This is a genomic window from Candidatus Omnitrophota bacterium, from assembly GCA_028712255.1.
Classification (GTDB): Bacteria; Omnitrophota; Gorgyraeia; order Gygaellales; family Profunditerraquicolaceae; genus UBA6249.
The window spans coordinates 34,878-47,054 of sequence record JAQTQJ010000003.1; the positions used below are offsets into that span (position 1 = coordinate 34,878).

Here is a 12,177-nt window from a genome sequence, read left to right on the forward strand (position 1 = left end):
TTTATTTACCTTCCATCCTTAAGTCTTCAAATTTCTCTAAAGAAAATTTTCCGTCCTTTTTCATAAGCAGTTCGACTTTACGCTGGGCATCCATTAAGACTTGCGAGCAGGATTGGGCGATTTTTATCCCTTCTTCATATTTCTTAAGCGATTCCCCCAAACTAATTTTTCCGCTGGCAAGCTCCTCAACAATCTTCTGCAGCTTTTTTAGGTCTTCCTCAAATATTGGTTTTTCTTTCATCACTAAATACCTCCTGTATAACACTGATAAAGGACCCTTTATGTAAAACTGTCCGTAACTTATCCCCCGGTTTTATCTGAGAAGTGTCTTTAACAATTAACCCTTCTGGTAAAAGCATGCTTAAACTATAACCACGGGATAATATGGATAGCGGGCTTAGAGTTTGGAGCCTTTGAATTAACGAACCATAGCGTTCAGAGGCTAATTCCAAAGAGTGGCGTATATTATAATTTAATCCGGTAAATAATTCATCCACCTGTTGTTGCTTTTCAAACAGACGATCAGCCGGGCTTTTGAGCATGTGAGTTAAACCCGTAAGCCTGTTTTTTAGCTGTCCGATTTGATCGCTGGCGGAAAAATTCAATTCATGTAAAGAACCAGCTAGCTGTGCTAATAAAGAATTTTTCTTATCAACAATAATCTTTGCTGCAGCCGAGGGGGTTTCTACAAATTCATCAGCAACTAAATCTGATAAAGTAGTGTTGATCTGGTGGCCTACAGCTGAAATTACCGGAAGCCTGGAACTATAAATCGCACGTGCTACCACCTCTTCATTAAATGACCAAAGATCTTCGGTGCTACCGCCGCCACGACTGACAATAATCAAATCTAATTTACCAAAATCATTCAAGTCTTTTATCGCCTGGGCAATCTCTACGGCTGCCTGTTCACCCTGTACTCTTACATCGCATAAAACCACATCTACACAAGAGGCTCCTTTTTTAAGAATTTGCAGGATATCGCGCACTGCGGCGCCGCCAAGTGAGGTAACTATCCCCACAGAAAAAGGCATCTGCGGCAGAGGCTTTTTATGGCTTATTTCAAAAAGTCCCTCTAACTCTAATTTTTTCTTTAGTTGTTCAAAAGCCAGCTGTTGAGCCCCTACCCCTTTAGGCTCAATCCGTTCTACAATAATCTGATATTGGCCACGCGGGCCATATACATCAACTTTCCCAAAACAAATAACTTTCAGGCCATCTTCAAGCTTAAACTTCAACCCCTTATTTGCATTGGCAAACATCGCTGCCATGATAAGGGAATTTTGATCTTTGAGCGAAAAATAAAAATGCCCGCTGGTGGCGGCTTTAAAATTAGAGACTTCTCCTTCAAGCCAGATTTCACCAATACTATTTTCAAACAAGCCTTTAATTACCTGAGTAATTTCAGAAACAGTATAAATATGTTTACTTATTTTCTGCATTTCTCGTCTCCACAGTTTCAGCCTTATCCGCTGGTTTTACCTCAGGAGGATTCCCGGCTGGCTTTACTTCAGCGGGTTTTGTTTCCAAGGCTTTTTCCTCTGGTTTTATCTCGGAGGCCGCAGTCGTGGTTTGACCTGCATTATCCAAAACTACAGGAGGCGCCGCGGGCTTTTTCTTAAAAACTAGCAGCTGTACTGAATATGGGCTTAATTCCACTGTCTCAATATAGCCTTGGCTAAAATCCACAACCTTTTCATCTTTTGGTTTAAATTCACAATCACGGCTGCATTTATTATCTACGATATATCTGCTAAAAATATAGGTATCTTTTAGGCCTTTAATGGAAATTTTTATTTTACGATTTAACGAAGAAAATTTATTTACCAGGTTATTTAATTCTATGGCGCGGCCAAACATCTCTTTGACCTTGGCGCTAAGCCTCAAAGTAGCAATATCTAGCTGTTTGGAAAGTATCTTTTGCATCCTGTCAGATTTAACTATGCCTAAAACCGCTTTTCTATCGGCGCTATTCAAATAAACTACCTTGCGCGATAAATAATTCATCGCGGCTTGCGGATCTATATAGCTATAAATAAGAAATGCCAAATAATCAGGCGACTTAGTAGGGATCACTCCCACAAATTCGTCACTAAATTTGGAAACGAATAACTCTTTACCCAACAAATTGAGCATACGGAAAACATTATAGCTGGCTTTAGCGTGGCTCTTTGATTCCGGATGTTCCGTATCAAATGAAAAAACTCCTACATTCCTGGTTGCCCCCAGGTTATTACCGCCGAAATCCTCCAGGGAAAAATAAACCTGATAATCTATCTGGGCCTCGTACATATTTTTAAGCCGCGATGGTATATAGCTGGCGCAAATATAAGAGTCTTTATCTCTTCTAGGTGACATATTAGCAATACCATCAAAATTCCATTCATCGACAACCAGTGGGATATTATTGTCAAAATGAAAATAACTTAGCCACTCTCTGATAAGTTTAATAAAAGATTTATTATAAATAGTATCCTGTTTTTCTTCTTGGGGATCGCTCGAATAAGCATGCCATGAAATAAAATCCAGGGGTAGGCGATAACTATAGCAATATTTTATTAACTCATAGATCAAACTGCCCTCGGGTGAAAGTATATTGTTAGGTTGAATATTCCTAAACCAGGCACTTACCGAAGGCCCGCCTAGCGGTATATTCATTTTAGTTTCCTGGCGTAACTCTTTTACGGCCTCTGCTATTACACGGTAAAGATTCAAGTATTCTGATCTTTCCCCTAAAAAGAAATCCTCCAGATCGGGCGCACTCCAAACTTCATACCAAATATTATATTTCTTCTGACAGCTTAATTTACGGATGGTATTCTTTACCAACTCTTTATATGCCTTTAAATTGTGAGGCGCACTGTTTCTATCAAGCACTCTGCCTAAACCATTTGGAGTGCCAAACAAATTAAGGATTACTGTTCCACCGCTATCGCTTATTTTTTTGATAATCTCTTCATAATTACCCAGAAGTTTAGCTTGAGCAGTTTGGTCGCCGGCCAGCTGCTGAATCTCCCAAAGATTATATTGAAGGCGATAAAAATTATTGAAACCTAAATCCACCTGCCAGAGATCCCGGGCATCTTTAGCAGCTATTGTTTGAGGTAAAGCTATATCGCGATGGGCACCTCTACCGCTTAAATCAATATTTGATTTATATATATTAGGAAGGCTGACTGTAGGGGAATTAGAATCTAAATTAAATTCCAGCTCATCGGGCACCTGGGCAAAACCGGTACCGCTTAAGAAAAATAACGAAACAATTAAAAGTAACAGAACCCGATTCATCTAAAGTTTTTTCTGAACCCTTAAGATCGAAATTGCCTTACCCGTATTGTCATTTATTTCAATAAGAGCCCCATGCAATTGGATATTTTCCTGGGCAACCTCAAATTTAACCGGAATAGAACTTAAAAAACGTGTAAGCACATCTTCTACTCTTCTACCGATTACCGAATCATACGGACCAGTCATACCTGCATCAGTCAAATAAGCGGTACCTTTAGGCAAAATTTTATCATCGGCAGTTTGAATATGCGTATGCGTACCCAAAATAGCAGAAACTTTACCATCCAGATACCAACCTAAAGCAACCTTTTCAGAAGTAGCCTCGGCGTGAATATCTACAATAATAATTTTGGTTTCTACTGACAGCTCCTGGCAGGCCTTAAGCGTGGTTTTAAAAGGACACTCCAGGGCCTCCATAAAAACTCGTCCATTTACATTAATCACTCCTACCTTTTGACCATTTTTGGCAATAAATACTGCTGCGCCGCTGCCAGGTGCTCCGCTGGGGAAATTCAACGGGCGCAGTATTCTTTTCTCCCGATTAATCAACTCAAAAATCTCAGGCCTCTTCCAAATATGGTCACCGGAGGTAAGCACATCCACTCCGGAAGTAAAAAGCTCATCGGCAACCTTAGCCGTAATTCCTGAGCCACCAGAAGCATTCTCCGCATTGGCAATCACAAAATCTATTTTTAATTCCTGCCTTAAAGGCACGACTAGTTTCTTAATCGCCTCTCTGCCTGGTGAACCAACGATGTCTCCGATAAATAGAATATTCATTTCTTGCGCATCTCCCAAACAATACTTAACTTGTCGTGGGACAGTCCCTACTGGCAACACTATTTAGCATACTCGATCGTGCGTGTCTCGCGGATTACTGTAACTTTGATCTGACCAGGATATTCCATCCCCTCTTCGATCTTTTTACGTATATCCCTGCATAAAGTAATTGCTTCGCTATCGCTTATCTTCTCCGGCTGTACAATTACGCGGATCTCCCGGCCAGCCTGAATAGCAAAAGATTTTTCTACTCCTTTAAATAAATTAGCAATTGATTCTAATTTATCCAGGCGTTTGACATATATCTCCAGGGTTTCCCTTCTGGCTCCGGGACGCGCGGCGCTTACCGCATCAGCGGCGACGGTTAAAACTCCATACATACTCTGCGGCTGCGCCTCTTCATGATGCGATTCGATTGCTGAAACAACTTCGGCGCTCTCGTTATATTTTTTGGCTAAATCAGCTCCTAACTTAGCATGCGTTCCTTCAACCTGATGATCCACTGCTTTACCGATATCATGTAAAAGCCCGATCCTGCGGCCCAGTTTAAAATCAAGCCCCAGCTCCGATGCCATTATTCCTAATAAAAAGGAAACTTCCTTTGAATGCTGTAGGGCATTTTGGCCGTAACTGGTGCGATATTTGAGCCTTCCTAAAAGTTTAATTATTTCCGGATGCAGGCCATTAATCCCTGACTCAAAAGCCGCCCGCTCTCCTTCTTCGCGGATCTTTTCGTCCATCTCCTTCTTGGTCTTCTCAACGATTTCTTCAATACGCCCCGGATGAATTCTTCCGTCGGAGATAAGCTTTTCTAGGCTCAAGCGGGCAATCTCGCGGCGCACAGCGTCAAATCCGGATAATGTCACAGCCCCCGGAGTATCATCGATAATTACATCTACTCCAGTTGCCATCTCTAATGCGCGGATATTCCTGCCTTCCCTACCGATAATCCGGCCCTTCATTTCATCATTAGGTAAATTTACCACGCTTACGGTCGACTCCACTGTATGTTCTGCTGCACAACGCTGGATAGCCAAGCTTAGAATCTCGCGGGCTTTCTTATCGGCAACACTACGTACATCTTCTTCCTGACGCTTGATAAATATTGCCTTTTCATTATTTAATTCATCATTGAGGCGGCTAAGTAAAATTTGTTTTGCTTCTTCTGCAGACAAAGAAGAAATTTTCTGCAATCTTTCTTTTTCTTCAGCCACCAGAGCAAGCAACTGATTATCTTTTACTTTTAAGGACTCCTCTTGTCGTTTAAGGTTTTCGCTACGCCCATCAATTTCTTTTTCCTTTTTCTCCAAGAGATCAAGCCTACGGTCGATATTCTCCTCTTTTTGCGTCAATCTCTTTTCAAGATTTATCGTTTCAGCCTTACGGTCTTTGGTCTCCCGCTCAAAATCCTGACGCATACGATACAAGAGATCCTTGGCTTCCAATTCCGCCTCCCGGCGTTTATCCAAAACCTCTTTCTTGGCTACTTCTAAGATATGCTCAGCTTCTATTTCTGCACTTTTTAGTTTTTTCTCTGCGACATGTTTTCTTAGAAAATAACCCGAGTATGCTCCGGCCAGAGCAATAAATATAAGCACTGCTATATTAAGAATCATTTCTATCCCCCTTTTTAACCTTGCTTATCAGGATTTTTTAGGAGTTTTAGGAGAAGATGATTTTTTTGACGCTTACATCAAAACTTGTGGTGGGGATTAAGGGTAGTATCTGGAAATCAAAAGCCAAACCTATAGAAGGCGTATCATCAGAAAGTTTACTTAAGAAACGGTCATAGCAACCCTTGCCGCGTCCCAAACGATTGCCTTTTTTATCAAAGGCTAATCCCGGGACAACAATAAGATCTAAATCTTCTGGCTTCACAAAAGTTTCTGTAGCCGGCTCTAAAACACCATAGGGCCCTTTTTTTAATTTAGCATGATCAACAAACATGGCTGGTTGCATAATTTCTTTATCTTTTCTGAAAATTGGCACACATATAAGCTTGCCTAACTTTATAGCTTCCCTAATCATTTCCTTAGTATCTACTTCTCCACCAAAAGCGATGTAAAACATCACTACCTTCGCCTTTTTAAAAACCTTATTCCTTAAAAGTTTATCTTTAATGAGTATACTTTTTCGGTTTCGGTCTTCCTCCTTCTGTATTTTTAATCTCTTAAGAATTTTACTACGTATTTGAGCCTTTGTCAACATGACTAAATAGGATGGTAAATGTTTAAAACAAGGGGACGGTTCTCTTTTTTAAGAGAACCGTCCCCTTGTTTTTACAAACAAGTTTCCCCTTCATGGGAATGTTGCTTATCCTCAAAAGGGGCAGGTTTTCCTTGCTTTTTATAATAATCTTTTAGTGCCGAACGTAATGCTTCTTCTGCTAAAACCGAGCAGTGCATCTTAACAGGTGGCAGGCCGCCTAAGGCTTCAGCTACCGCTTTATTAGTAATAGTTAATGCCTCACTTATGCTTTTTCCCTTAACCATCTCGGTAACCATAGAACTTGTAGCTACTGCTGCTCCGCATCCAAAAGTCTTAAATTTTACATCTACAATGATTTCACTTTCTATTTTTAAATACATCTTCATTACATCCCCGCAGACGGGATTGCCGACGGTACCGACACCGCTGGCATCCGGAATCTCTCCGACATTTCGGGGATTGGTAAAATGATCCATTACTTTTTCACTATAAGGGAGTGGGTCTGCCATATTATTTCATAATTAATTTATGTGGTTTATCTGATTTCTGAAAATCCCTTGGTTTGTGAATTTCTTTTAATGCTTTTAATTTTTTATTTTTATACATTTCATTGTAGATTAACACCCAAGCGCAGTCTTTTTGATTATCTACTTCACATTTACCTTTATTCACCCCACCGCATGGGCCGTTGAGCAGTCCTTTTGGACAAAGCGTAATCGGGCAAATTCCTGCAGTTTTACCTAAAACACATTCGGCGCACATCGAGCATTTTTCAAAAAAGTCACCCTTGGCATCCATTACTGCGCCGAATATAGTATCGCAGGCAGGAAAAACTACCAGATTCAGGCGGTCATTATCCTTAAACGACTGTACACCCAAACCACAGGCTAGAACCAAAACCGCATCTGTTAGGCGCAAAGCTTTTAAATTCTTGGATAGCTCACCTTTTAGTTTAGCTGCTACGCAAGGTGCAGAAGGAATGCAGTGGCCGGTAATAATTTTACCGGCGCTCACCAAATCCTTCTTCATTTTAAGAACTTCGACTTCCCCGCCGCTTTTACAGGTAGTTGCACACTCTCCACAACCTACTATAAATATTTTTTTATAATCTTTGAGGCTAAATAACAGCTCATCTAGAGGCTTAAGCTGACTGATAATCATAATAAAATTCTAACACACATTCTTCCCTATCTCAAGGTAAATCCAGAAACCGTTTCTATTTTTTGTTTAAAAAATAGAAACGGTTTCTTGTTTTTAGTCGCTAAAATAATCCTCTATATGTTCAAAAAAGGCCTTATTTCCGCTTCTTTTTTCTCCAATAATATCTTCGATGTCTATATCATCCAGCTCATTTGAGCCACCTGAGCTCTGCACATCTACGAATTTATTAAGCAGATTGCCCTGTTCAAGGAACCGGGAAACCTGAGTAAAAACCGATCCACCATTGTCCATAAAACTCCTAGGAGATCGGTCAATATGCGGTTTTAATAAAAACAAGTTTACTTTGGCGCGCGTTGAGGCAACATAAAACAGGCGCCTTTCCTCTTCAATCTCATCCTCTGTTTCTAACGACAGGTACGACGGGAGGTGCCCTTCTGCAACATAGATTAAAAATACCGTGTGCCATTCCAGGCCTTTTGCCGAATGTATAGTTGATAAGGTAAGCGGGGAGTCAGTGTTATCTTTTTTACCAGCTTCTATCAAAGCTCTCTCCGGTGGCTCTAAAGCCATGTCCACCAAAAATTGTTCCACTGTTTTATAACGTTGAGCTATTCTTAAGAGTGAATCCAAGTCATTCAAGCGTTTATTAAAATCATCGTATTTGATTTTTAATAGCGGCTGGTAATACGCAAGAAACTTTTCAATAATTTTATCCGGCGTGTCAATTTGACAATTCAGATCTTTTAATATTTCAAATAATTTCTTAAGCTCGCTATTTCTTTCCACTAACTCCTTAAAATCACCCTTATCTACAATCATTTGAATAATTTTTGCAGCGGTGACTGGGCCGATTTTAGGAATCAGTAAAAGAGCGCGTAACCAGCTAACCTGATCGTAGCTATTATAGGCAATGCGTAAATAGCTCATCAAGTCTTTAATGTGGGAAGCCTCCACAAATTTCTGTCCTCCGTATTTTACAAAAGGAATATTACGGGAGGCCAGCTCGATTTCCAGGTCATTGGAATGCCAGCCTGAACGGAAAAGTACGGAAATATCTTTTAAAGCAACCCCCTCCTCTTTCAGCTCCAAAATCTTATCTGCCACAAAAACCGATTGAGAATTCTCGTCGGGACAATCAACAAAAACAGGAATATTCCCGTCTTTTTTCTTAGTATAAAGGTTTTTCTCAAATTTTTCTTTAGCTTGGGCAATAACCGCATTGGTTAAAGTTAAAATCGGCTGCGTTGAACGGTAATTCTCCTCAAGGGTAATAATTTTGGTGCCTTTAAAAATTTTAGGGAAATCAATGATATTTTTAAAATTTGCTCCGCGGAAAGAATAAATACTCTGGGCATCATCGCCAACCACCATAATATTGGTATGGTCTGCTGCCAAAAGGCAAGCAATATGCGCCTGAAGCTTATTGGTATCCTGATACTCATCAACCATGATATATTTATATTTGGAAGATATGCTCACACGCGCACCTTCATGATTGCTTAACAGATTTTTTAAGAAAACTAATAAATCATCATAATCCAGGAGTGATTTTTGGCGCTTATATTTAGTATATTCGTTACGAATCTTTTTTATCTCTTCGGTAAATTCCATAAACTGCGGGTATTCATCGTAAAGCACATCGCTGATATCTACGGATTTATTTACACTTTTAGAAATTGCTTCTAAAATGGCATGTTTTCGCGGAAAGCGCTTTTCGGATTTATGAAAACCCAGCTGTGTACGTACCAAATTTACCGCATCCTCTGCATCCGCCTGATCGAGAATCGTAAAATTATTGCTTAGCTCTAGAAGCTTGGCATATTTCCTTAAAATCATATTGGCGAATGAATGAAATGTCCCGCCGGAAACATTTTTACAGCGCTCATCTAAAAGAATGCTTGCCCGCCGTAGCATCTCTTCAGCTGCCCTGCGCGTAAAAGTAAGCAATAAAATCTGCTCCGGGCTTACTCCTTGTTCAACCAAATAAGCTACCCGGTGCACTAAAACGCGAGTCTTACCGCTCCCTGCTCCTGCAATAACCAAGTGCGGGCCACAAATGGATTCCACTGCGGCAAGTTGGGCGGGATTTAATTCTTTATGATAATCAATTTTTTTCATTTAAATCTAGGGACCGTTTCTATTTTTTGTTTAAACAAAAAATAGAAACGGTCCCTTGTTTTCGGTTGGGAATCTATAAGTAGTTTTTTAGCTTTATTTTATATATGCCCGGATGATTTTTTGCTCTGCGATAGGCCGGTCTTCTGCGCCAACCGGAGTATTTTCAATTTTCTGCACTACATCTAAGCCCGAAACCACCTCTCCGAATATGGTATGGCGCATATTTAACCAGGGAGTTTGAGCGCAGGTAATAAAAAACTGGCTTCCGTTAGTATTGGGCCCGGAATTGGCCATTGCCAAAATTCCCGCTACATCGAATTTCGCTACTGGAGTCACTTCATCTTCGAAGGGTTTACCCCAGACTGATTCTCCTCCCATCCCGGTTCCGGTAGGGTCTCCACCCTGAATCATAAAACCTTTAATCACCCGGTGAAAAATTAGCCCGTTATAATAACCTTTTTCTACCAATTTCACAAAATTTTCACAAGCCTTGGGAGCGATATCGGTTTTAAGTTTAAGTTCGATATTTCCCTGATTAGTCTCTAGCACTACAATTGTTTCTGCCATAGCAAAACTCCCTCCAAAGCAAAATGTTAAACATAAGGTTAATATTAATACTGATATTTTGTTTTTCATAATAAGTTATTTCCCTCCTCTTTTTGTTGATTTTCTTCGATAGGTTTATCTAACTTTTCTTCCGCGGGTTTGGGCTCCTCCTGCTTAACTCCTTCAACGGGCGGCGCTTCTTCTACTGGGTGCCTCGGTTCTTCTATACGCTTATCCTCTTGTATCTGTATAGGTTTTTCTGTTTGTTTAACTTCTTCTACCTGCTTAATTTTTTCTTCTTTTTTAACCTCTTTTCTGAAATGTGCGATTTCTTCGGCAAAACTTTTTAACCTCTCTTGAGCAGCCTCTAAATCCTTCTCTAGCTGCGAATATTCCTCATTCAATTTATTAAACTCTGCCTTAGGTATCCATTCACTGATTTTCTCTTTACGGTTAAACTCAGCAATTGTATCCGAATAATCCTTAATACTCTTGAGCTGTTCTTCAATTTGATGCTTCTGCGCCTGTATCTGATCTTCTTTTAGCCGACAGGCTATCTCTTTTGCTTCAAGGGCTGATTTTAGTTCACGCAGCTGGCGTGAAAAATTTACATTTTTAGCAAACTCATCCTGCAGTTCTTTTTCTTTAGTTATAAATTTATTGCTTAAATCCGTATTCTCTACCTTTACCTTGGTCAATTCAGCTTCTGCCTTAGCTACCCACTCTTCCCTGCGCTTTAACTCATCAGAAAACTTCAATTCAGCTTCTTTGGCAACCATAAAAGTAGCATTGCCTTGCGCATATTCAGATTTCATTTTCTCTATCAGAATTCCCAGATCAACTACCTGACCCTGTAATCGTTGAATTTTCTGCTCCTTACCAATATCCACAGTAGGCAGCAGCGGATTTTCATTTTTTTTCTTTTTAATAGCTTCGGATTTTGGCGAAGAGAACACTCCAAAAACAGCATAAAGCACCATCCCTGCGCCTAAAAATGCCAATATTTGTAATGCCAGTATCATTTTAACCTACCTATATTTATTCATCGTCAATATCTTTTATTATATCAAAATTTGGAGAATAAAAAACTGTAATTTATTAACTGTAAGTTTTTAGCTTATAGCTTCTCCTAATATATACTATTGACAAACTGGTTAAATAGCGATAAATTATTATTGGGAAAAATAAACATGGTATTGTAGAAAAAAATACGCGCAAAGGAAGAAATGCAGAACAGCGCAAAAAATCAGGTTCAGCTAAAAACCCTGATTCATGACCCGAATATAAGTTCTAATATTCGGGTTTTTCTTTAAGCAGGAATTTTTTCAATTATATTCAAGAAAGGTACAATCATAAGGATGGTGCACTCTGGGCAAAGTCCGTTTACGGTAGAAGAAGAACATTCTATTTTACGTTACCATTAAATGAAAGAAGGTAAATATGGCAAAAAAGATCTTAATTATCGATGATGAACCAGATATTCTTAGGCTGGCGGCAATAAGATTGGAAGCTTCGGGTTATAAACTTACGGAGGCCACTGACAGTGAAAAAGCGCTCAAATTACTGGAGAAAGAAATACCGGATCTGATCCTATTGGACTTACTTCTGCCTAAAATGCAGGGGGGAGAATTTTGCAAAAAACTAAAATCTGATACTAGGTTTAAAAACATACCAATTGTGTTTTTTACCGCCAATGTAACCGGTATTGCGGATATAGTCAAAGAAACCGGTGCACAGGATTATATAATAAAACCCTTTGAGCCCGAAGAATTACTTTCCACAATCACAAAGTTTATACATTAAATCCTCTTAAAAAAATCCCCGCAAATGTGCCGTTGGAACGATATTCTGAACCGATTTGGTTTCAGGTGGGTACCCTCTTCCTAGGCACTCGTGCCTAAGAAATTATGGGTTCCCGTGAAAATTGTGTTGGTTCAACAATTATCAGTTTTCCAACGTGCACCGCAGGGATATTTAAAAGAACCGTTTCATTCTAAATGAAGTATAGCACATATTTATAACAGAATCAACCTACCCTGCGAAAATCCAGGGACCTTTCTATTTTTTGTTTAAACA

At 39.7% G+C, this 12,177-nt stretch carries 12 protein-coding genes and 1 other RNA gene; 1 reads left to right on the forward strand and 12 read right to left on the reverse strand.

Features of this window, described 5'->3' with window-relative positions; all coding sequences use genetic code 11:
- Position 1: 1 nt before the first annotated feature.
- From xseB to PHC29_02335, 11 genes are all read right to left on the reverse strand, one after another.
- The gene (gene xseB / locus PHC29_02285; protein ID MDD5108328.1) at positions 2 to 244 is read right to left on the reverse strand and encodes an exodeoxyribonuclease VII small subunit; all 243 of its coding nucleotides are present in this window, start codon (positions 242 to 244) and stop codon (positions 2 to 4) included.
- On the reverse strand, positions 219 to 1,442 hold the full coding sequence (gene xseA / locus PHC29_02290; GenBank protein ID MDD5108329.1) for an exodeoxyribonuclease VII large subunit: 1,224 nt from the start codon (positions 1,440 to 1,442) through the stop codon (positions 219 to 221). Before xseA ends, xseB begins: the two co-directional genes overlap by 26 nt.
- Positions 1,426 to 3,288: a hypothetical protein gene (locus PHC29_02295; protein ID MDD5108330.1), complete on the reverse strand. Its 1,863-nt coding sequence runs from the start codon at positions 3,286 to 3,288 to the stop codon at positions 1,426 to 1,428. Before PHC29_02295 ends, xseA begins: the two co-directional genes overlap by 17 nt.
- Positions 3,289 to 4,068 (reverse strand): TIGR00282 family metallophosphoesterase, encoded by a 780-nt coding sequence (locus tag PHC29_02300; protein MDD5108331.1) that lies wholly within the window; start codon positions 4,066 to 4,068, stop codon positions 3,289 to 3,291. It lies immediately after the preceding gene.
- A gap of 59 nt (positions 4,069 to 4,127) precedes the next feature.
- Entirely contained in the window at positions 4,128 to 5,684 is a 1,557-nt protein-coding gene (gene rny, locus PHC29_02305) for a ribonuclease Y (GenBank protein ID MDD5108332.1), read from the reverse strand.
- Between the two features lie 46 nt (positions 5,685 to 5,730).
- Positions 5,731 to 6,276, reverse strand: coding sequence for a 5-formyltetrahydrofolate cyclo-ligase (locus PHC29_02310; protein MDD5108333.1), 546 nt, complete (start codon positions 6,274 to 6,276; stop codon positions 5,731 to 5,733).
- A gap of 71 nt (positions 6,277 to 6,347) precedes the next feature.
- Positions 6,348 to 6,785: a Fe-S cluster assembly scaffold protein NifU gene (nifU, locus tag PHC29_02315; GenBank protein MDD5108334.1), complete on the reverse strand. Its 438-nt coding sequence runs from the start codon at positions 6,783 to 6,785 to the stop codon at positions 6,348 to 6,350.
- A 1-nt stretch (position 6,786) separates the two neighbouring features.
- Positions 6,787 to 7,437, reverse strand: coding sequence for a methylenetetrahydrofolate reductase C-terminal domain-containing protein (locus PHC29_02320; GenBank protein ID MDD5108335.1), 651 nt, complete (start codon positions 7,435 to 7,437; stop codon positions 6,787 to 6,789).
- 93 nt (positions 7,438 to 7,530) lie between these two features.
- Positions 7,531 to 9,555, reverse strand: a complete 2,025-nt coding sequence (locus tag PHC29_02325) for an ATP-dependent helicase (protein ID MDD5108336.1) — start codon at positions 9,553 to 9,555, stop codon at positions 7,531 to 7,533.
- Between the two features lie 93 nt (positions 9,556 to 9,648).
- Entirely contained in the window at positions 9,649 to 10,122 is a 474-nt protein-coding gene (locus tag PHC29_02330; GenBank protein ID MDD5108337.1) for a peptidylprolyl isomerase, read from the reverse strand.
- A 65-nt stretch (positions 10,123 to 10,187) separates the two neighbouring features.
- Positions 10,188 to 11,123: a hypothetical protein gene (locus PHC29_02335; GenBank protein ID MDD5108338.1), complete on the reverse strand. Its 936-nt coding sequence runs from the start codon at positions 11,121 to 11,123 to the stop codon at positions 10,188 to 10,190.
- A 418-nt stretch (positions 11,124 to 11,541) separates the two neighbouring features.
- Between PHC29_02335 and PHC29_02340 the strand changes: the two genes are divergently transcribed.
- A complete protein-coding gene (locus PHC29_02340; GenBank protein ID MDD5108339.1) occupies positions 11,542 to 11,904 on the forward strand; it encodes a response regulator in 363 nt (120 codons plus the stop codon).
- Between the two features lie 11 nt (positions 11,905 to 11,915).
- On the opposite strand, the gene ssrS is transcribed toward PHC29_02340, so the two are convergent.
- Positions 11,916 to 12,075, reverse strand: a non-coding RNA gene (gene ssrS / locus PHC29_02345) — 6S RNA.
- Positions 12,076 to 12,177: the final 102 nt, after the last annotated feature.